The organism is Streptomyces sp. NPDC006643 (genome assembly GCF_042870175.1).
Taxonomy (GTDB): domain Bacteria; phylum Actinomycetota; class Actinomycetes; order Streptomycetales; family Streptomycetaceae; genus Streptomyces.
The window spans coordinates 223,637-243,720 of the sequence record NZ_JBIAHA010000002.1 but is presented as its reverse complement, the minus strand read 5'-3'; the positions used below and the strand labels follow the sequence as shown (position 1 = coordinate 243,720).

16 protein-coding genes are annotated in these 20,084 nt (G+C 70.9%); 8 read left to right on the top strand and 8 right to left on the bottom strand.

All coding sequences use genetic code 11. The features are described from left to right. Positions 1–24 precede the first annotated feature (24 nt). The 6 genes from ACFYNU_RS03620 (at position 25) to ACFYNU_RS03595 (ending at position 5,853) form a co-directional block, all read left to right on the top strand. Positions 25–1,422, top strand: a complete 1,398-nt coding sequence (locus tag ACFYNU_RS03620; protein ID WP_356584867.1) for a PQQ-dependent sugar dehydrogenase — start codon at positions 25–27, stop codon at positions 1,420–1,422. Beyond that, positions 1,412–2,386 (top strand): LamG-like jellyroll fold domain-containing protein, encoded by a 975-nt coding sequence (locus tag ACFYNU_RS03615; protein WP_356584868.1) that lies wholly within the window; start codon positions 1,412–1,414, stop codon positions 2,384–2,386. The genes ACFYNU_RS03620 and ACFYNU_RS03615 overlap by 11 nt, the downstream gene beginning before the upstream one ends. A 59-nt stretch (positions 2,387–2,445) precedes the next feature. Next, entirely contained in the window at positions 2,446–3,765 is a 1,320-nt protein-coding gene (locus ACFYNU_RS03610) for an NAD(P)/FAD-dependent oxidoreductase (RefSeq protein ID WP_356584869.1), read from the top strand. 3 nt (positions 3,766–3,768) lie between these two features. After that, positions 3,769–4,071 carry a 4a-hydroxytetrahydrobiopterin dehydratase gene (locus ACFYNU_RS03605; protein ID WP_356584870.1) on the top strand — a complete coding sequence of 101 codons (303 nt, stop codon included), beginning with the start codon at positions 3,769–3,771 and terminating at the stop codon, positions 4,069–4,071. Positions 4,072–4,121: 50 nt separating this feature from the next. Continuing rightward, on the top strand, positions 4,122–5,078 hold the full coding sequence (locus ACFYNU_RS03600; protein WP_356584871.1) for an AraC family transcriptional regulator: 957 nt from the start codon (positions 4,122–4,124) through the stop codon (positions 5,076–5,078). 64 nt (positions 5,079–5,142) lie between these two features. Then, entirely contained in the window at positions 5,143–5,853 is a 711-nt protein-coding gene (locus tag ACFYNU_RS03595; protein WP_356584872.1) for a hypothetical protein, read from the top strand. Between the two features lie 13 nt (positions 5,854–5,866). Here ACFYNU_RS03595 and ACFYNU_RS03590 read toward each other — a convergent pair whose 3' ends face one another. The 3 genes from ACFYNU_RS03590 to ACFYNU_RS03580 all read right to left on the bottom strand — a co-directional run bounded on the left by ACFYNU_RS03590 (position 5,867) and on the right by ACFYNU_RS03580 (position 9,808). Then, positions 5,867–6,706 carry an aldo/keto reductase gene (locus ACFYNU_RS03590; RefSeq protein ID WP_356584873.1) on the bottom strand — a complete coding sequence of 280 codons (840 nt, stop codon included), beginning with the start codon at positions 6,704–6,706 and terminating at the stop codon, positions 5,867–5,869. Between the two features lie 94 nt (positions 6,707–6,800). Beyond that, the gene (locus tag ACFYNU_RS03585) at positions 6,801–8,600 is read right to left on the bottom strand and encodes a long-chain fatty acid--CoA ligase (protein WP_356584874.1); all 1,800 of its coding nucleotides are present in this window, start codon (positions 8,598–8,600) and stop codon (positions 6,801–6,803) included. A gap of 311 nt (positions 8,601–8,911) precedes the next feature. Beyond that, positions 8,912–9,808: a LysR substrate-binding domain-containing protein gene (locus tag ACFYNU_RS03580; protein ID WP_388765131.1), complete on the bottom strand. Its 897-nt coding sequence runs from the start codon at positions 9,806–9,808 to the stop codon at positions 8,912–8,914. Between the two features lie 292 nt (positions 9,809–10,100). Between ACFYNU_RS03580 and ACFYNU_RS03575 the strand changes: the two genes are divergently transcribed. Then, positions 10,101–11,108 (top strand): bile acid:sodium symporter family protein, encoded by a 1,008-nt coding sequence (locus tag ACFYNU_RS03575; RefSeq protein ID WP_356584899.1) that lies wholly within the window; start codon positions 10,101–10,103, stop codon positions 11,106–11,108. Positions 11,109–11,351: 243 nt separating this feature from the next. Here the strand turns inward: ACFYNU_RS03575 and fdhD are convergent, their stop codons facing one another. The 5 genes from fdhD to ACFYNU_RS03550 all read right to left on the bottom strand — a co-directional run bounded on the left by fdhD (position 11,352) and on the right by ACFYNU_RS03550 (position 18,368). Further along, positions 11,352–12,191: a formate dehydrogenase accessory sulfurtransferase FdhD gene (gene fdhD, locus ACFYNU_RS03570; RefSeq protein ID WP_356584875.1), complete on the bottom strand. Its 840-nt coding sequence runs from the start codon at positions 12,189–12,191 to the stop codon at positions 11,352–11,354. Between the two features lie 68 nt (positions 12,192–12,259). Further along, complete coding sequence (locus ACFYNU_RS03565; RefSeq protein WP_356584876.1) at positions 12,260–13,117, bottom strand: 2Fe-2S iron-sulfur cluster-binding protein; 858 nt, start codon at positions 13,115–13,117, stop codon at positions 12,260–12,262. Further along, positions 13,114–15,204 (bottom strand): NAD(P)H-dependent oxidoreductase subunit E, encoded by a 2,091-nt coding sequence (locus ACFYNU_RS03560; protein WP_356584877.1) that lies wholly within the window; start codon positions 15,202–15,204, stop codon positions 13,114–13,116. Before ACFYNU_RS03560 ends, ACFYNU_RS03565 begins: the two co-directional genes overlap by 4 nt. A 6-nt stretch (positions 15,205–15,210) precedes the next feature. After that, on the bottom strand, positions 15,211–17,169 hold the full coding sequence (locus ACFYNU_RS03555; RefSeq protein WP_388764981.1) for a molybdopterin oxidoreductase family protein: 1,959 nt from the start codon (positions 17,167–17,169) through the stop codon (positions 15,211–15,213). Between the two features lie 227 nt (positions 17,170–17,396). Then, positions 17,397–18,368, bottom strand: a complete 972-nt coding sequence (locus ACFYNU_RS03550) for a 2-dehydropantoate 2-reductase (RefSeq protein WP_356584879.1) — start codon at positions 18,366–18,368, stop codon at positions 17,397–17,399. A gap of 204 nt (positions 18,369–18,572) precedes the next feature. Here ACFYNU_RS03550 and ACFYNU_RS03545 point away from each other — a divergent pair, with 204 nt between their 5' ends. Further along, entirely contained in the window at positions 18,573–19,973 is a 1,401-nt protein-coding gene (locus tag ACFYNU_RS03545; protein WP_356584880.1) for an OFA family MFS transporter, read from the top strand. The last annotated feature ends 111 nt before the right edge of the window (positions 19,974–20,084 follow it).

The following is a 20,084-nucleotide window of genomic DNA, read 5'->3' as shown; positions in this document are numbered from 1 at the left end:
GCCGTCACGGCGGGATTGTTGCTGATGACCCTGTTCGTGCCGGCCGCTTCGGCGGGTGCGGACGGGCCGATCGCCGATCCACTACCCGATCCGACACTCTCCGAAATTGGCCTGGTTCTTGACGAGTTCTCGACGCTCCCCAGATCGGCGCCGGTGCCGCCGCCGACCGATGACCGGCTGAAGCGCTGGGCCCGGATCAACTTCGTCGGCGAAGTCCCCGACGGAACCGGCCGGTTGTACGTCCCCGACCTCAACGGCAAGATGTATCTGCTCAGCGCGGCGGGCGCCCCCACCGAGTATCTGGACGTCGGCGCCGCCGTCGGCCCCGACTTCTGGTCCCATCAGGGGCTCGGCAGCGGCTTCGGATTTGTCGCGTTCCACCCGGAGTTCGCCGACAACGGCAAGTTCTACACCGTGCACACCGAGGCCAGGGACGCCCTCAAGAAGCGTCCCGACCTGCCGTCCGGTGGCGTCACGGTCGTCCACAGCGTGGTCACGGAGTGGACGGCCGACGACCCGGCCGCCGCGACCTTCACCGGCTCGCGCCGGGAGGTGATGCGGCTCGGCTTCCAGGGCACGCTCCACACCATCCAGGAGATCAACTTCAACCCCAACGCCCGCCCGGGGGACGAGGACCACGGTCTTCTCTACATCGCGGCCGGTGACGGCGGCGCCGGCTGGCGCAGCTCCGTGCCGCAGGATCTGTATGTCCCGCAGGGCAAGATCCTGCGCATCGACCCGAGCGGCGACAACGGCCCCGGCGGCAAGTACGGCATCCCGCCGTCCAACCCCTTCGTCCACCGGCAGTACGTGCTCGGCGAGATCTACGCGTACGGCTTCCGCGACCCGCACCGCTTCAGCTGGGACTCCGGCGGCAGCGGCCAGCTGTTCGTCGGGAGCATCGGGGAGCACCGCATCGAGTCCGTGTACGACGTCAGGGCCGGGGACAATCTGGGCTGGAGCGACCGCGAGGGGCCCTTCGAGTACCGCAAGGAGGGCAACCCGACCTGCGGTGTCTACCCGCTCCCGGACGGCGACGAGAACAACGGCTACACCTACCCCGTCGCGGCCTTCGACCACGTCCCGCCGCCGTCCACGCCGTGCGCCGACAGCGGCAACGCGCTGATCGGCGGCTTCGTCTACCGGGGGGCGGAGATCCCCGAGCTGCGGGGCAAGTACGTCTACGGCGAAGGCGTCGGCGGCCGGATCTTCTACTCCGAGGTGGCGGACATGCGCCGGGGCGGGCCGCTCGCCGAGGTCCACCAGTTCAAGGTCCTCGACACCACGGGCGCCACGACCTCCATGGCGGAGCTGGCCGGGGACGACCGGGTCGACGTGCGGTTCGGCATGGACGGGGACGGTGAGCTGCTCGTTCTCTCGAAGGCCAACGGCCGGATCTGGAAGGTGACCGATGCGCGCTGACACCACCGTGGCCGGCCCCGGTCGCCGGGCCGCCCTCACCCTTGCACTGGCCACGACCCTGCTGGTCACCGCGTTCGCCCCGGCGGGCGATCCCGTGAGCGGGGCGGATCCGGCGGACGGCGGGGACTCGGTGAGCGTGCCGCGCGCCGTCGCCGCGTACGACTTCGAGCACCCCGTCCCCGGGGACCGCGCCCGGGAGCGGGACCGAGGGCTCTCCGGCACGACGCTCGCACTCGTCAACGGCGGGGCCCAGTCCCGGGTGCGCGACGACCAGCGGCCCGGCCATGTCCTGCGTACCCGCCAGATCTCGCCCGGCGCGGCGGGCAACGACGACTGGAAGGCCGGGGTGTACGGGCCCCAGGGGGTGCCCACCCTCGGTGCCTTCAACGGGGCGCGGCAGGCCACCGTCATGGGCTGGTTCCGGATGACCGCCGACAATCCCGCGCTCAACTCGGGCACCCCCGACCCGGCCGACCGTTACAACGCGATCGGCCTCGCCGGGATCCTGTCGGGCACCTCGCAGGGGCACGACGTACGCGCCCTGCTCGAACTCATCACGGTCGACGGCGAGATGAAGGTCGTCGCGCTCGGCCGCCGCCTGGACGGCGGGAGTTCACAGACGTACGCCGCCGACGCCGACTGGCGGCAGATCCTGCCGCCCGACACCTGGGTGTCCCTCGCCGCGACGTTCGACTTCGACACCGGCGCGCTGGCGCTGTACCGCGACGGGCGCCCGCTGCCCGGCCGGTACGTCGTGCCCGGCGACCCGTGGGCGGTGGAGGGACCACCGGAGCCCGACGCCGCGTCGCCCACCGACCCGCGCGGCATCAAGATCGGCGGCAGCTATCCGCAGAACACCCAGGAGGGCAATCCCTGCGACTGCCGGATGGACGACCTGACGTTCTTCGACCGGGCGCTCACGCCCGCCGAGATCAGGTCGCAGCACCGGCGGACCGGAGGATAATAGGAAGCCACGGGGGCAGCCGACCGTACGACCCGATACGCCACAGTCCGGAGTCGAACGTGAGCCGTTCCCGCATCGTCGTCGTCGGAGCCGGGTTCGCCGGCTTCGAGGCCGCCCGCACGCTGTCGCGACGCGTACGGGACGAGGCCGAAGTCGTCCTGCTCAACCCGACCGACTACTTCCTCTACCTCCCGCTCCTGCCTCAGGTGGCGGCCGGAATCCTGGAACCGCGCAGGGTGACCGTCTCGCTCCCCGGCTCGCTGCCCCGCGTACGCGTCGTACTCGGCGAGGCACGCCACGTCGACCTGGAGCAGCGCCTCGTGCGCTACACCGGCCCCGAGGGCGAGCGGGGCGAGCTGACGTACGACCGGCTCGTCCTCGCCGTCGGCAGCGTCAACAAACTGCTGCCGATCCCGGGCGTCGCCGAGTACGCGCACGGCTTCCGGGGCCTGCCCGAAGCGCTCTACCTGCGCGACCACGTCACCCGCCAGATAGAACTCGCCGCCGCCGGAGAGCCCGAGCTCACCGCCACGCGCACCACCTTCGTGGTGGTCGGCGCGGGCTACACCGGCACCGAGGTCGCCGCCCAGGGCAAGCTCTTCACCGACGCCCTGATCCGCAAACAGCCCGGCTGGGAACGGCGGCTCAGCCCCCGCTGGCTGCTGCTCGACATCGCGCCCCGGGTCCTGCCCGAGCTGGACAGCAAGCTGTCCGACACCGCCGACCGGGTGCTGCGCAGGCGCGGCGTCGACGTCCGCACCGGCACCTCGGTCACCGAGGCCACCCCGAAGGGCGTCCAGCTCGACGACGGGGACTTCATCGAGACCCGGACCCTCGTCTGGTGCGTCGGCGTACGGCCCGACCCGCTGGTCGCCGAGGTCGGGCTGCCCGTCGAGAACGGCAGGCTGGTGGTCGATCCGCGGCTGGGCGTGCCCGGCCACCCCGAGGTCTTCGCCTGCGGTGACGCCGCCGCCGTACCCGATCTGACCAGGCCCGGCCAGTACACGCCCATGACGGCGCAGCACGCCGCCCGCCAGGGCAAGGTGGCCGGCCGCAACGTCGCCGCGTCCCTCGGGTACGGGGAGTGGCAGACGTACGCGCACCACGACCTCGGCTTCCTCGTCGACCTCGGCGGGATCAAGGCGGCGGCCAACCCCCTCGGGGTACCGCTCTCCGGCCCGCTCGCCGGGGCCGTCACCCGCGGCTACCATCTGGCGGCCATGCCGGGCAACCGGGTGCGCGTCGCCGCGGACTGGATGCTCGACGCCGTACTGCCCCGGCAGGCCGTACAGCTCGGGCTCGTACGCTCCTACACGGTGCCGCTCGACACCGCGTCCCCCGAACTGGCGAGGGTCCCCGGCGGGCCCCGTGAGGAGTGAGCCATGGCCAAGGATTCGCTGACACCGCAGGAGATCGCCGACCGGCTGGCGGCGCTGCCCGAGTGGTCCGTGGAGGACGGGAAGATCGCCCGCAGCTACCGGCTCGCCGACCACTTCGCCGCCACGGCGATGGTCGTGCATGTCGCGGGCATCCAGCAGGAGCTGAACCACCACTCCGATCTCACCCTCGGCTACAACACCGTCGACGTCGCGGTGAACTCGCACGACGTGGGCGGGATCACCGACCGGGACTTCGACCTGGCCGCACGGGTCGAGGAGATCGCGCCCACCCACGGCGCGGCCTGAGCGCGGGACGGCCCGCCGCGCCGGTCCGCCGCGCATCTAATCTGGCTGGTATGGACGTACTCGCCGGACTACTCGACGGACCCCGTGCCCGCGGGGCCTTCCTGCTGCGCATGGTGATGGAACCGCCGTGGTCCGTACGGATCGAGGACCACGCCCCGCTCTGTCTGATGTGCGTCACCCACGGCGAGGCCTGGATCGTCCACGACACCCACCCGGCCCCCGTCCTGGTGCGCCCCGGCGACATCGCGATCGTGCGCGGCCCGGAGGCGTACACCGTCACCGACGCACCCGGCGGCACGCCGCAAGCCCTCATCGGCCCCGGCGGCACCTGCCACACCCTGCGCGGCGAACCGCTCGCGCAGTCCATGCGGCTGGGCGTACGCACCTGGGGCAACGCTCCCGACGGGTCGGCCACGGTGCTCGTCGGCACCTACCAGATGGCGGGCGAGGTCAGCCGGCGGCTGCTCGACGCGCTGCCCGACGTGCTGCGTCTGCCCGCCGACGCGTGGAACTGCCCGCTGCTCCCGGTCCTGGACGAGGAGATCTCACGCGACAACCCCGGCCAGAGCGTCGTGCTGGACCGGGTGCTGGACCTGCTGCTGATCGCCGCGCTGCGCACCTGGTTCTCCCGGCCCGACGCGGCGGCGCCCGGTTGGTACCGGGCGATGGGCGACCCCGTCGTGGGCCGGGCGCTGCGGCTGCTCCAGAACGAACCGGCCCACCCCTGGACCGTCGCGTCGCTCGCCGCGAAGTGCGGGGTCTCCCGCGCGGCGCTCGCCCGCCGCTTCACCGCGCTGGTGGGGGAGTCGCCGATGGCGTATCTCGCCGACTGGCGGCTGTCGTTGGCCGCCGACCGGCTGCGGGAGACGGACGCCACGGTCGAGTCGATCGCCCGGCAGGTCGGCTACGGCGGCTCGTTCGCGCTGAGCGCGGCGTTCAAGCGGGTACGGGGCATCAGCCCGCAGGAACACCGCGCGGGGAAACCGGAGTTGGTGACCGGGGGCTAGCCCCAGAGGGCGTTCGGGTGCCGTCCCGAGTGACGGGCGACGGGGCCGCTGGGAGAGTTCGGGCATGAACCTGACCAGCTCAACGAGCCCCGCCCGCACCCGTGTCGACACCGCCGCTCCGGCATCGGAAGCCGCCTCCGGCGGCCCGAGCGACCGCGTGCTGTTCGCCGCGGCGCCCGCGCTCTTCCTCGGCGGCTGGCTGCTGATGCGGCCGATCGACGGGCAGTCCGAACCGGGCGGCTGGTGGACGGCCGCGCACGCCGTATGGCTCGCCGGATTCGTCCTGTTCGCCCTCATGGGCCTGCGCTTTCGCCGAATCGCCGGGGCGCGGACCACGGGGCGGCGGATCGCCGTGACGACGAGCGTCGCGATCGTCCTGTTCAGCTCACTGGCGAACATCGTGCAGATGGTCGTCGACCTCGCGGGCGGCTTCACCTCGGCCGACAGCGCCGAACTCAAGAACGCCTTCTCCGAGGTGAAGGACATCCCCGGAGCCGAGGCGGTCGTCTACGGTGTCGGCGCGCAGATCCTCTTCGTCGGACTGATCGTGTTCGCGGTCCTGGCCGCCGTCGTACGGCGCGGAACGCCGGGATCGGCGGCGCTGGTCACCGCCGGCACCCTGGTGATGGCCGTCGGTATGGGCTTCGGCCGCAACCACTGGACCGTGCCGCTGGGCATGGTCTGCCTGCTCGCGGGACTGGCGCTCCTCGGCCACGAGATCGGCCGCCCCGCCGCCCCGGCGCGCCGGACGGACCGGGGCCCGTCCGGCGCGTGAGGCCGTGCGCGGCTCAGCCGTCGTACGCGTCCGGGTCGTCGCCCAGCCGGGTCCCGGAGTCCAGCGCGGCCAGTGCCGCCAGGTCCTCCGGGTCCAGCTCGAAGCCGAACACATCGAAGTTCTCCACGATCCGCGACGGGGTCACGGACTTCGGGATCGCCACATTGCCGAGCTGAAGGTGCCAGCGCAGCACGATCTGCGCGGCCGTCCGCCCGTGCTTGCGCGCGATCGCCAGCACGGTCGGGACTTCGAGGAGCCCCTTGCCGGAGCCCAGCGGTGACCAGGCCTCCGTCACGATGCCGTGCTCGGCGCCCACCGCGCGCACCTCGGTCTGCTGGAACTGCGGGTGCAGCTCCACCTGGTTGACCGCCGGCACGAGCGAGGTCTCGGCCAACAGCCGCCGCAGATGCGCCGGCTGGAAGTTGGACACGCCGACGGCCCTGGCCCGGCCGCTCCCGGCGATCTCCTCGAACGCGCGCCAGATGGTGAGGTAGTCGTCACGTACGGCGCGCGGCCAGTGGATCAGATACAGGTCGACATGGTCGAGGGCGAGCCTCGACAGGGACTCGTCGAACGCGCGCAGCACCCGGTCGCGCGTCCAGGGCTCCTTCTTGGAATTCCACAGCTTGGTGGTGACGAAGAGTTCGTCACGGGCGATCCCGGAGGCGCCGATCGCCTTGCCCGTGCCCTCTTCGTTCCCGTATATCGCGGCCGTGTCGATGCTGCGGTAGCCGGCCTCCAGGGCCGTACTCACCGCCCGCGTCGCCTCGTCGTCGGGGACCTGCCAGACGCCGAAGCCCAGTTGGGGCATCTCGACGCCGTTGTTGAGGGTGAGGGAGGGGACCTTACTCACGTGCGGTCGATCCTTACGTCGTCGGTTGATTGCCAGGCCGACAACGAACAGGGACCCGCCCGCATTCCCGCTTCGCGGTGGAGGGCGCTTCCCCTCAGCGGTAGAGCGCGTTCACCTCGACCGTGTACGCCGTCTCGATCGCCTTGCGCTTCAGCTTCAGCGACGGCGTCAGCAGCCCGTGCTCCTCGGTGAAGGGATGCGCCAGGATCCGGAACGTACGGATCGACTCGGCCTGCGACACCGCCGTGTTGGCCGCCACCACCGCGCGCCGGATCTCCAGCTCCAGATCCGGATCACGCACCAGGTCGGCCGGGAGCAGCGGCGCCTTGTCCCGCATCGCGAGCCAGTGCTCCACCGCCTCCTGGTCGACGGTCACCAGCGCGGCGATGTACGGCCGGTCGTTGCCGACCACGAGGCACTGGGCGACCAGCGGATGGGCCCGTACGCGCTCCTCCAGGCCGGCCGGCGACACGCTCTTGCCGCCCGAGGTCACCAGGATCTCCTTCTTCCGCCCGGTGATGGTCAGATAGCCGTCCTCGTCGAGCGCGCCGAGGTCGCCGGTGGCGAGCCAGCCGTCGCGCAGCACGGCGTCGGTGGCGTCCGGATCGTTCAGATAGCCGCCGAAGACATGCGCCCCGTGCAGCCACACCTCGCCGTCCTTCGCGATATGCACGGTGGTGCCGGGAATCGGCTGTCCGACCGTCCCGTACCGGGTGCGCTCGGGCGGGTTGGCCGTCGCCGCCGCGCTCGACTCCGTCAGGCCGTACCCCTCGAAGACCGTGACACCGGCGCCCTCGAAGAACAGACCGAGCCGGCGGTCCATCCCCGAACCGCCCGACATCGCGTGCCGTACCCGGCCGCCCATGGCCTCGCGGACCTTGGAGTACACGGCCTTCTCGAAGAACTGGTGCTGGAGCCGCAGCCCCGCCGACGGGCCGGGGCCGAGCCCGAACGCCCGGTGCTCCCTGGCCTCCGCGTACTTCACCGCCACATCCACGGCCTTGTCGAACGGCCCCGTCCTCCCCTCGCGCTCCGCCTTGCGGCGCGCGGCGTTGAAGATCTTCTCGAAGATGTACGGCACGGCCAGGATGAAGCTCGGCCGGAACGCGGCCAGATCCGGCAGCAGCTCACTCGCCCGCATCACCGGCTGATGGCCGAGCTTCACCCGCCCCCGGATCGCGGCGATCTCGACCATCCGCCCGAAGACGTGCGCCAGCGGCAGGAAGAGCAGTGTCGACGCCTCGTCACCGCGCTTGGAGTGGAAGACCGGCTCCCAGCGGGCGATCATCGTGTCCGTCTCGAACATGAAGTTCGCGTGCGTGATCACACAGCCCTTGGGGCGGCCGGTGGTGCCCGAGGTGTAGATGACCGTGGCCGTGGAGTCGGGTGTCACCGCCCGGCGGTGCCGGTGCACCACCTCGTCGTCGATCTCGGCGCCCGCGCGGGTCAGTTCACCGACGGCGCCGGCGTCCAGCTGCCACAGCTTCCTCAGCCGGGGGAGCCGGTCGATCACCGAGCCGACGGTCATCGCGTGGTCCTCGTGCTCGACCACACAGGCCGACACGTCGGCGTCGTACAGCATCCAGAAGACCTGCTCGGCGGAGGACGTCGGATAGACCGGCACGGACTGGGCGCCGACCGTCCAGAGCGCGAAGTCGAAGACCGTCCACTCGTAGCGGGTACGGGACATGATCGCGACCCGGTCGCCGAACCGCACACCGTGCGCCAGCAGCCCCTTCGCCAGGGCCAGCACCTCGTCGCGGAACGCGGCCGAACTCACGTCCAGCCAACCGCCGTCGGCGCCCTTGCGGCCGAGCGCGACCCGGTCGGGATCGTCCGTCGCATGATCGAATACGGCGTCCGCCAGCCCGCCCGCATGGGGCGCAGACGCCATGGGTCGGACAGTGAACTCGCGCAATGACCTGCTCCTTGTGGCGCTCCGCACGGCGCCGTGACGCTACCCCAAGGGCCGGTCCGGCGGGAGAGCGCTGACACAAGTGGTGTCCTGGCGTATCGCTCCAGGTCAGAGGCCGGAAAGGTATTCCGGGGAGAGATGGGGGACGAGCTTCTGACCGTAGAGTAAGTGCGCTTCGCGGGAATCTCCACCGAATCTGTACGGTGCGATTACGCCCCCGGCCCCGGGCCGGGGACTTGGCCTGTACCAGCGCTTCGAGATGGCGGGTTCTCGTCGGTGGCGGGTGTGGCTCAGCGGGAGTCGGCGGGGCGGTGCAGCCGGTCGCCGCCGTCCAGGATCGCGTCGGCCAGCGCGTCCGCCGGACTCCGCTCCGACGTGGCCGCCGACCGCGGGCCCCGCCCCTGCCCGTGCAGCAGGACGAAGTCCACCCCGCCCAGCTCCGGCAGCGCCGCGCGGGCCGGCACCGGCACCAGACCCGGCGGAATCAGGCCACGGCTGTGCGCCATCACCCCGAGTCCCGCGCGGGCCGCCGCGATCAGTCCGCTCAGACTCGCGCTCGTACAGGCGATCCGCCACGCGCGGCCGTCCGCCTCCAGCACCTCCAGCGCGCGGGCCCGGGTGATGCCGGGCGCCGGGAACAGGATCAGCGGCACCGGCCGCTCGGGATCGACCCGCAGATGCGGCGCCCCGATCCAGGTCAGCGAGGACCGCCAGACCAACTCGCCGTGCGTGTCCCCGCCCCGGCGCTTGGCCAGCACCAGATCCAGCTCACCGGCGGCCAGCCGCTCGTGCAGCGTGCCGGACAGTTCCACGGTCAGCTCCAGATCGACCTCGGGATGGTCGGAGCGGAACGACTCCAGGATCTCGGGCAGCCGCGTCAGGACGAAGTCCTCGGAGGCGCCGAACCGGAGCCTGCCGCGCAGCCGGGTCCCGGAGAAGTACGCCGCCGCGCGCTCGTGGGCCGCCAGGATCGTACGGGCGAAGCCCAGCATGGCCTCGCCGTCCTCGGTCAGCTCCACGCTGTGGGTGTCCCGGGTGAAGAGCTGCCGGTCCCCGGCCGCCGCCTCCAGCCGCCTCACATGCTGGCTGACGGTGGACTGCCGCACGCCCAGCCGCCGCGCGGCCTGGGTGAAACTCAGGGTCTGCGCGACGGCGAGGAAGGTGCGCAGCTGTGCGGGGTCGTACATGTCGTACATGCCGCACAGGATAGTTCCGGCCATCGCGAATCATGATGACAGTCAGAGCCGTATGCCGGATTCCCGATCAAGCACGGAGCCTGGACGATGGAGAGCGCGCGATCCGTCCCGGAGCCCGGACCAAGATCCATGACGGATACGAGATCCAGCAGCACAGCAAGAGCCAGTGGAGCACATGAACCGCCGCCGCACGTCGTCCGCGTCCCCTGCCCCGTCCCCGTCCTCCGCCCCGTCCCCCCGCCCCCGTCGCCGGCTGCCGTCCTGGCTGCCGCTCGACCCGTACATGCTCGCCCTCCTCGCCACCGTCGGCCTCGCGGCACTGCTGCCCGCGTCCGGCACCGCGGCGGACGTCGCGGGCGGGGCGTCGACCGGCGCGGTCGCACTGCTCTTCTTCCTCTACGGGGCCCGGCTCTCGACCCGCGAGGCGGTGGACGGCCTCAAGAGCTGGCGGCTCCATCTGACCGTGCTGGCCTGCACGTTCCTCGTCTTCCCACTGCTGGGACTGGCCACCCGCGGGCTGGTGCCGTACGTGCTCACCCCGGAGCTGTTCAACGGGCTGCTCTTCCTCTGTCTGGTGCCCTCCACGATCCAGTCGTCCATCGCCTTCACCTCCATGGCACGCGGCAACGTGCCCGCGGCGATCTGCGCCGGATCCTTCTCCAGCATCGCGGGCATCGTGGTGACCCCGCTGCTGGCCGCGCTCCTGCTCGGCGGTGGTGGTGGCGGGTTCTCGCCCGACTCGCTGCTGCGGATCGTGGCGCAACTGCTGCTGCCGTTCGTGGCCGGGCAGTTGCTACGGCGCTGGGTCGGCGGCTTCCTCGCCCGGCACCGCACACTGCTGGGCCGGGTGGACCGCGGTTCCATCCTGCTGGTCGTCTACACGGCCTTCAGCCAGGGCATGGTCGCGGGCATCTGGCACCAGGTGACCCCGGGCCGGCTCGGCGCGCTGTTCGCGGTCGAGGTGGCGCTGCTCGCGGCGATGCTGACGATCAGCTGGTACGGCGCGCGGCGGCTGGGCTTCGACCGGTCGGACCGGGTGGCGATCCAGTTCGCCGGCTCGAAGAAGAGCCTGGCGGCGGGGCTCCCGATGGCGAGCGTGCTGTTCGGCGCGCAGGCGAGCCTCGCGGTCATGCCGCTGATGCTGTTCCACATGCTGCAACTGCTGGTCTGCGCGGTGATCGCCAAGCGCAGGGCGCTGGATCCCGAGCCGGATGAGCCGCTCGCCGGTGAACCACGGCCGGCCGAGCGCGAGATCACCGAACCGCGGGCCACCCGAACCGCCGACGCGTGAAGAGATAGGACGGCCGCCGGCGGGGCACCCGGCGAGTGAGCCGAAGGGGCGCGTCGGTGTCGAAAGGGAGAGCGCGCGGGGGCCCCGAGGAACGAGGGGCCGAGCACGGTCGACCGTCGACAGCGACTAAAAGCGCCCCGGAGGCGAACCGAGCCCCCCAAAGGGGGAGGAACCCGGCCGGCGCAGGGGGCGCTCCCCGCCGGCCGGGTCCTTATCCCGTGTATCCCGTGCCGCGGCAGCGCGTCACACCTCGCTGTGGAGGGCGATGCGGTCGTCGCCGGCATACACGTTCATGGAGGGGCCGCGGAGGAAGCCGACCAGGGTGAGCCCGGTCTCCGCGGCGAGGTCGACGGCGAGCGACGACGGTGCGGAGACCGCCGCCAGGACCGGGATCCCGGCCATCACCGCCTTCTGGGCGAGTTCGAACGACGCGCGTCCCGACACCAGCAGGATCACCCGTGACAGGGGCAGCAGCCCCTGCTGGAGCGCCCGTCCGACGAGTTTGTCGACCGCGTTGTGGCGGCCGACGTCCTCCCGGATGTCGAGCAGTTCACCGTCCTCGGAGAACAGGGCCGCCGCGTGCAGACCCCCGGTCCGGTCGAAGACCTGCTGTGCCGCCCGCAACCGGTCGGGGAGGAGGGACAGCAGAGCAGGTTCGACCCGGACCGGGGGAGTGTCGGAGATGGGGAAGCGGGCCGTGGTGCGTACGGCGTCGAGGCTGGCCTTGCCGCACAGGCCGCAGGACGACGTGGTGTAGACGTTGCGTTCCAGGTTGATGTCCGGCATCGGGACGCCGGGCGCGAGCTGGACGTCGACCACGTTGTACGTGTTGCGGCCGTCGTCCGTCGCCCCGGCGCAGTACACGATCGACCGGACGTCATCCGCCGAGCCGAGGACGCCCTCGCTGACGAGGAACCCGGCGGCGAGCGCGAAGTCGTCGCCGGGGGTGCGCATGGTGATGGCGAGCGGCTTGCCGTTCAGCCGGATCTCCATCGGTTCCTCGGCGACGAGGGTGTCGGGGCGGCTGGTGACGGCACCGTCCCTGATGCGGATGGTGCGGCGGCGCTCGGTGACGCGTCCCATGGTGATCCTCCCCGTTCCTCGCTCGTTCGGATTCCGCTGCTCGAAGACCCGCGCCTCTGGCCGTGCCCTCAGCGCTGCTGCGCGTGCTGGTAGCCGAAGCGGCCCTTGATGCACAGGTTGCCGTGGGTCACCGGGTTGTCGTGCGGTGAGGTGACCTTGACGATCTCATTCTCCTGCACGTGCAGGGTGAGGTTGCAGCCCACGCCGCAGTACGCGCAGATCGTGGTGGTCTCCGTCTGCGCCGACTCGTCCCAGGTCCCGGCCTTCCGCATGTCGAACTCGGACTTGAAGCTGAGCGCGCCGGTGGGGCAGACCTCGATGCAGTTGCCGCAGTAGACGCACGCCGATTCGGGGAGCGCCACGGCGTGCTCGGTGGAGATCCGGGCGTCGAAGCCGCGACCGGCGACGGAGATGGCGAAGGTGTTCTGCCACTGCTCGCCGCACGCGTCGACGCACTTGTAGCAGAGGATGCATTTGTCGAGGTCGCGGACGTAGAGGTCGTTGTCGATCTTCGGTGTCTCGTTGACCCGTGCCGCGTCCGGCCCGAACCGGTCGGGCTTGGCCTCGTACTCCTTGATCCACTCGGCGGCGCGCGGCGTCGTGGACAGGTCGGTGGAGGACGCGAGCAGTTCCAGGACGACCTTGCGGCTGGTCCTGGCGCGCTCGGAGTCGGTGAGGACCTTCATTCCGGGCTCCGCCCGCCGTGAGCAGGCGGGGGCGAGCGTACGGGCGCCCTCGACCTCCACGACGCAGACGCGGCACGCGTTCTTCGGTGTGAGTGTGTCGCCCTCGCAGAGCGTCGGGATGTCCTTGCCGGCGGCCCGGCAGGCGTCCAGGATCGTGGCGCCCTCGGGGACCCGGGTGGGCTCGCCGTCGAGCGTGAACTCCAGCAGACGGCGCGGCAGTTGAAGCGGGATGGCGGTCACTTGTAAGCCCCCAGACGGTCGATGGCGGACTCGACGGCGTTCCACGCGGTCTGTCCCAGACCGCAGATGGAGGCGTCGCGCATGGTCTGTCCGACCTCGCGCAGCAGCGCGATGTCGTCGGACGCCTCGGCGCCCGTACGGTCCTTGATGCGGTGCAGCGCCTCTTCCTGGCGGACGGTGCCGACCCGGCAGGGCACGCACTGGCCGCAGGACTCGTCGCGGAAGAACTCGGCGATCCGCAGCAGTGTCCGGGGCAGGCCGACGGTGTCGTCCATGACCAGGATCACGCCGGAGCCGAGGGTGGTGCCCGCGGCCCTGGTGCCCTCGAAGGTGAGCGGGATGTCCCGCTCGTCGGGCCGTACGAAGCCGCCCGCCGCGCCGCCGAGCAGGATCGCCCGGATGTCGGTCGGGGTGCCCGCGAGGTCGAGGAGGTCGCCGAGTGTGGCGCCGAAGGGCAGTTCGTAGATGCCGGGGCGCTCGACGTTGCCCGAGACGCAGAAGAGCTTGGGTCCGGTGGAGTTCTCGGTGCCGATCGCCGCGTACGCCTCTGCGCCCATCGTCAGGATGGGCAGGACGTTGATCAGCGTCTCGACGTTGTTGGCGGCCGTCGGCTTGCCGAACAGCCCCTTCTCCACCGGGAACGGCGGTTTGGAGCGTGGTTCGCCCCGGAAGCCCTCGATGGAGTTGAAGAGGGCCGTCTCCTCGCCGCAGATGTACGCGCCGGCGCCCCGGCGGATCTCGATGTCGAAGGCGTAGCCCTGGCCGAGGACGTCGTTGCCGAGGAATCCGCGCAGCCGGGCCTGGGTGAGGGCGTTCTCCAGCCGGTGCAGGGCGCGCGGGTACTCGCCGCGCAGATAGAGGTAGCCGACATGGGCGCCGGTGGCGTAGCCGGCGATGGTCATGGCCTCGATCAGGGCGAACGGGTCGCCCTCCATGATCACCCGGTCCTTGAAGGTGCCGGGCTCGGACTCGTCGGCGTTGCAGACCAGATAGTGCGGCCGGTCCGGCTGGGACGCGGTGGCCTGCCACTTGCGCCCGGTGGGGAAGGCCGCGCCGCCCCGGCCGAGCAGCCCGGCGTCGGTGACCTCGCGGATCACTCCGGCCGGTCCGATGTCGAAGGCGGTCCGCAGGGCGGTGTATCCGCCGTGCGACCGGTAGTCGTCGATGCTGTACGGGTCGACGACGCCGACCCGTCGGAGCAGTATCAGGCCCTCCTGCCCGGCCTGCGGTACGGCCAGCGCGGCGGAGGGCTCCTCGGGGGCGTCCTCCGGGGCGGTGGCGGCGTCGACCAGCGCGTCGGCGGTGGCCGGCGCGACGACGGCGAACGCCTGCCGCCGGGGGGCCGGTTCGGCCGAGGCGTCGTGCGGCGTGTCGTGCGGTGCGTCCTTCGAGCCGTCCTGCGACGCGCCGTTGACCGGTGTCCGCAGCGGCATGACCACGGCGCCGTTCGCGGCGAGGTCGGCCCGGATGGGGGTGACCTCGGCGCTGCCGCCCTCGTCCGCCACAGCCGCGGGGCCGGCCGCCCGCGCCGAGGCGCCGACATCCCTCAGCCGGGGGTCGCGCTGCGCGGGCACCGTGTCGGACGGGGTGCCCGCCTGCAACACCAGTGCCGCCGGGGCCCGTTCGCACAGTCCCAGACACGGGCTCGGCTGCCAGACGTAGCCGTCGGCCACCGATCCCGCCGCGCCGACGCGTTCCTCCAGGTCCGCGCAGACCTTGGCGGAGCCCTTCGCCGCGCACGCCAGGTCGGTACAGACGTGCAGGACCTTGGCGGGCCGGGGCTTGACCGCGAACATCGCGTAGAACGTGGCCACGCCGTACGCCTCCGCCGGCGGCACCGTGAGCCGCCGGCAGAGGTAGGCGAGCGCGCCCTCGCTGATCCAGCCCACGCGGTCGTTGACGGCGTGCAGCCCCGGCAACAGCAGATCGCGCCGTTCGCGTGCCTCGCGACCACCGCGGGCCCAGCGCAGATCCGCGTCCGAGCGGTCTTCCGCGCCTTCCCACGCCGACGTGGCGGGGCCGAGCAGTGAGTCGACCGCCGCCCGTTCCTCGTCCGTCGGTTTGCTGTCACCGAAGTGCAGATCCACTGATTCTCAGCTCCTCGCCGCTGTCGCGGACATCTCTGTCACGTATCCGGGCAACTTGTCGATGCGGATGGCCGAGGCCTTGAACTCGGCGGTACCGGCGATCGGGCAGTTCGCCTCGATCGTCAGCTGGTTGGTGTCCACCTCGTCCGGGAAATGCATGGTCATGAAGGCCAGCCCGGGACGCAGCCCCGGGTCGATCCAGACGGGCGCCCGCACACTGCCGCGCCGTGAGGAGATCTGGACCTCCTCGCCGACCTCGACGCCGTACTGCTCGGCGTCCTCCGGGCACAGCTCCAGATACTCGCCCCGGCGCATCGGGGAGGCGAAACTCCCGCTCTGCACACCGGTGTTGTACGAGTCGAGCCGCCGTCCCGTGGTGAGCCTGATCGGGTACTGATCATCCGTCAGATCCACCGGCGGGTCGTGCTTGACGATGCCGAACGGGGCGAGCCTGCCGCGCTTGGCGGGGTCCGCCTCCCACAACCTGCCGTGCAGATAGGTGGGTTCGATCCGCTCGGTGTCGGGGCACGGCCACTGGATGCCGTGGTGCTCGGTGAGCCGGTCGTACGTCATCCCGTAGTGGTCGGGGGACAGTTCGCGCAGCTCGTTCCAGACGGACTCGGCGTCCGCGAACTTCCACGGGTGCCCGAGACGGGTGGCCAGGTCGCAGATGATGTCGATGTCCTCGCGCGCCTCGCCCGGCGGGTCGAGCGCCTTGCGTACGCGCTGGACCCGGCGCTCGCTGTTGGTGCTGGTGCCGTCCGTCTCGCACCAGGCGGCGGTGGCGGGCAGGACCACGTCCGCCAGTTCGGCCGTCTTGGTGAGGAAGATGTCCTGCACCACCAGGAAGTCGAGCGCCTTCATCCGGGTGACGGCCTGTTCGCTGTCGGCCTCGGACTGCGCGGGGTTCTCACCGATGCAGTAGACGGCCCTGAGGTCGCCGGTCTCCATCGCCTCGAACATGTCGGTGAGGTTGAGGCCGTAGTGGGGCTGGATCACGGTGTCCCACGCGGTCTCGAACTTCCGCCGTACGTCCGGTTCGAGGATGTCCTGAAATCCCGGCAGCCGGTTGGGGATCGCCCCCATGTCGCCGCCGCCCTGCACGTTGTTCTGTCCGCGCAGGGGCTGGACCCCGGAGCCGAACCGTCCGACGTGCCCGGTGAGCAGCGACAGGTTGATCAGCGCGCGGACGTTGTCCGTGCCGTTGTGGTGCTCGGTGATGCCGAGCGTCCAGCACAACTGGGCCCGCTCGGCGCGGGCGTAGGCGTGGGCGAGGTCGCGGATCGCCGCGGCGGGTACGCCCGTCACCTTCTCGGCCACCGTCAGGGTCCACGGCTCCACCTCGGCCGCGTACTCCTCGAAGCCGGTGGTGGCCTGTTCGATGAACGCCTTGTTGTGCAGGCCGGCGTGGATGATCTCGCGGCCCACGGCGTGGGCGAGCGGGATGTCCGTACCGACGTTGAGCCCCAGCCAGCTCTCGGCCCACTCGGCGGTGCTGGTGCGCCGTGGGTCGACGGCGTACATCCGCGCGCCGTTCCTGATGCCCTTGAGGACATGCTGGAAGAAGATCGGGTGCGCGAAGCGGGCGTTGGAGCCCCACATCACGATCAGATCGGTGTGCTCGACCTCTCCGTAGGAGGAGGTGCCGCCGCCGGATCCGAAGGCCGCGGAGAGTCCGGCGACGCTCGGGGCGTGACAAGTCCTGTTGCAGGAGTCGACGTTGTTGGTGCCCATGACCACCCGCGCGAACTTCTGCGCGACGTAGTTCATCTCGTTGGTCGCCCGGGCGCACGAGAACATGCCGAACGCGCCGCGCGCGGCACCCAGCCCCTCGGCCGCCCGGTCGAGTGCTTCTTCCCAGGTCGCCTGCCGGAAGGGGCCGCCCTTCTCGTCCCGCACCAGGGGGTGTTCGAGCCTGGCATAGGTCTTCGGCGTGCGATCCCGCCTTCTTGCGCTGCTTTTCACGCTGCGCTCCCTCATGAGTCATGGCTTGTGGCCGCGCCATTGCATACAGTATCCCGATGGGCCGCGTGAAGCGGAAGTCTTGCGTACGGGATTTCGCCATCGGGCGCGGGGCGGGGCGCGCCGTGGGCCGGTTCGTCCCCGATCGCCGTACGGGCTCGGCCGAGCCCGTACGGCGATCGGGGACAGGTGCGTTCAACGGGCCCGCCGACCCCGCTCCGGGCGGACCGCTACGCGGCCACGCCTCGGGCCAGCAGGTCCGAGATCGCGTCGACCGTGCGCAGCGTCGGCACCTCGACGTCGCACATCGCGGCGAGTTCGACGACCGCCGCGAGCAGCACGTCCAGCTCCATCGGCTTCCCCTTCTCCAGGTCCTGGAGTGTGGACGTCCGGTGGTCCCCGACCCGTTCCGCGCCGGCCAGCCGGCGTTCGACGGAGATGTCGGGGTGGCAGCCGAGCGCCTCGGCCACCCGCAGCGTCTCGGTCATCATCAGTTCGATGACCTCCCGGGTGGTGCGGTGCAGACACATCTCCCGCATCGTGGCGCGGGTCAGCGCGCTGATCGGGTTGAAGGAGATGTTGCCGAGGAGCTTGATCCAGATCTCGTCGCGCAGTTCGGCCTCGACCGGGCACTTGAGCCCGCCCGCCCGCATGGCCTCGCCGAACTCCTTGGTGCGTGGTGAGAGCGACCGGTCGGGCTCCCCGATGGAGAACCGGGTGCCCTCCAAGTGCCGTACGACGCCAGGCCCTTCCAGCTCCGTCGCCGCGTAGACGACACAGCCGATGGCGCGTTCCGGCGGGAGGGCGGCGCTGACCGAGCCGCCGGGGTCGACGCTCTCGATACGGCGGCCGTCGTGCGGGCCGCCGTGCTGGTGGAAGTACCACCAGGGGATGCCGTTCTGGGCGGCGATGACCGCCGTGTGGTCCTGGAGCAGAGGCGCGATGAGCGGCCCGCACGCCGCGTACGAATTCGCCTTGAGACCCAGGAACACATAGTCGACCGGACCGATGTCGGCCGGCTGATCGGTGGCGTGCACCCGCGCGGTCCAATCGCCGCGCGGGCTCAGCACCCGGACTCCGTGCTGCCTCATGGCCGCCAGATGCGGTCCACGGGCGATGAGATGGACTTCGGCGCCTGCTCGATCGAGCGCGGCTCCGACATAGGCGCCGATGGCACCGGCGCCGACGACTGCGACTTTCACCGTGGGGCTCTCCGTTCGCTCTGAGGGTGTTGGGAGAAGCGCGGAATCAGCGAAAGGGACATACTTTGCCGACGATATATTGTCTACAGTATGGAATTACTGCCGACAAGAGTTCCGTCGTCGGCATACGGTCGACCTGGGCCCGGACATGAACGGGTCAAAGATCTTCCCAAACGGTCCGGACCGTTCCTAGGCTTCGCGACCATGACCCCACCCCTCGCCCCGGTCGGCTGGAGCCGCTGGCTGGTACCCCCCGCAGCGCTCTCGGTGCACCTCTCGATCGGTCAGGCCTACGCCTGGAGCGTGTTCAAGCCGCCGCTGGAATCCGCTCTCGGCCTCTCCGGCACCCAGAGCGCCCTCCCCTTCCAGCTGGGCATCGTGATGCTCGGACTGTCCGCCGCCTTCGGCGGCACCCTCGTCGAACGCAACGGCCCGCGCTGGGCGATGACCGTCGCCCTCGTCTGCTTCTCGTCCGGCTTCCTGCTGTCCGCGCTCGGCGCCGCGACCGAACAGTTCTGGCTGATCGTCTTCGGCTACGGCTTCGTCGGCGGCATCGGACTGGGCATCGGCTACATCTCGCCCGTCTCGACACTCATCAAGTGGTTCCCCGACCGGCCCGGCATGGCCACCGGCATCGCGATCATGGGCTTCGGCGGCGGCGCGCTCATCGCCTCCCCCTGGTCCGCGCAGATGCTGGAGTCCTTCGGCGCCACCAACGAGGGCATCGCGAAGGCCTTCCTCGTACACGGCCTGGTCTACGCGGTCTTCATGCTGCTCGGCGTCCTGCTGATCCGCGTACCGCGCCCGGGTACGGCACCGAAGGCCGCGGCGAAGGCGTCCGCGCCCGCGTCGGCCCTCGTCACCACCGCCCAGGTCTCCGCCGGATCGGCCGTGCGCACACCGCAGTTCTGGTTGCTGTGGATCGTCCTCTGTATGAACGTCACCGCGGGCATCGGCATCCTGGAGAAGGCCGCCCCGATGATCACCGACTTCTTCGCCGACACCGGCACACCGGTCTCCGTCTCGGCCGCCGCCGGTTTCGTCGCGCTGCTGTCGGCGGCCAACATGGCGGGCCGGATCGGCTGGTCGTCCACCTCCGACGTGATCGGCCGGAAGAACACCTACCGCCTCTACCTGGGCGCCGGCGCCCTGATGTATCTGCTGATCGCGCAGTTCGGCGACTCCTCCAAACCGCTGTTCATCATCTGCGCGCTGGTGATCCTCTCCTTCTACGGAGGCGGCTTCGCGACCGTCCCCGCGTATCTCAAGGACCTGTTCGGCACCTACCAGGTCGGCGCGATCCACGGACGGCTGCTCACCGCCTGGTCGGCGGCCGGCGTGCTCGGCCCGCTCATCGTCAACCGGGTCGCCGACAGCCAGGAGGAGGCGGGCAAGAGCGGCCCCGGGCTGTACGGACTCTCGCTGACCATCATGATCGGGCTGCTGGTCGTCGGCTTCGTGGCCAACGAGCTGGTACGCCCCGTACATCCGCGCCACCATCTGCCCGCCGACACACCCGGCACCAAGCCGGAGACGGCGAAGTCCGCCGCACGGAAGGAGACCCCCGATGAGCACAGCACCGGAGAGCGGGAGCGCAGTGTCTGAGTCCCGGCGCACCCCGCTGATCGTCTTCGCCTGGCTCTGGGTGGGCGTCCCCCTCGCGTACGGTCTGTACGAACTGGTCCAGAAGGCCACCCAGCTCTTCACCAAGTGACT

What these genes read in the sequence shown, in the direction of transcription:
- ACFYNU_RS03620 (WP_356584867.1), top strand. Translation starts at nt 25, where the DNA reads ATGACCCTGTTCGTGCCGGCCGCTTCGGCGGGTGCGGACGGGCCGATC.
- ACFYNU_RS03615 (WP_356584868.1), top strand. Translation starts at nt 1,412, where the DNA reads ATGCGCGCTGACACCACCGTGGCCGGCCCCGGTCGCCGGGCCGCCCTC.
- ACFYNU_RS03605 (WP_356584870.1), top strand. Translation starts at nt 3,769, where the DNA reads ATGGCCAAGGATTCGCTGACACCGCAGGAGATCGCCGACCGGCTGGCG.
- ACFYNU_RS03600 (WP_356584871.1), top strand. Translation starts at nt 4,122, where the DNA reads ATGGACGTACTCGCCGGACTACTCGACGGACCCCGTGCCCGCGGGGCC.
- ACFYNU_RS03595 (WP_356584872.1), top strand. Translation starts at nt 5,143, where the DNA reads ATGAACCTGACCAGCTCAACGAGCCCCGCCCGCACCCGTGTCGACACC.
- ACFYNU_RS03585 (WP_356584874.1), bottom strand. Translation starts at nt 8,600, where the DNA reads ATGGCGTCTGCGCCCCATGCGGGCGGGCTGGCGGACGCCGTATTCGAT.
- ACFYNU_RS03580 (WP_388765131.1), bottom strand. Translation starts at nt 9,808, where the DNA reads ATGTACGACCCCGCACAGCTGCGCACCTTCCTCGCCGTCGCGCAGACC.
- ACFYNU_RS03575 (WP_356584899.1), top strand. Translation starts at nt 10,101, where the DNA reads ATGCTCGCCCTCCTCGCCACCGTCGGCCTCGCGGCACTGCTGCCCGCG.
- fdhD (WP_356584875.1), bottom strand. Translation starts at nt 12,191, where the DNA reads ATGGGACGCGTCACCGAGCGCCGCCGCACCATCCGCATCAGGGACGGT.
- ACFYNU_RS03545 (WP_356584880.1), top strand. Translation starts at nt 18,573, where the DNA reads ATGACCCCACCCCTCGCCCCGGTCGGCTGGAGCCGCTGGCTGGTACCC.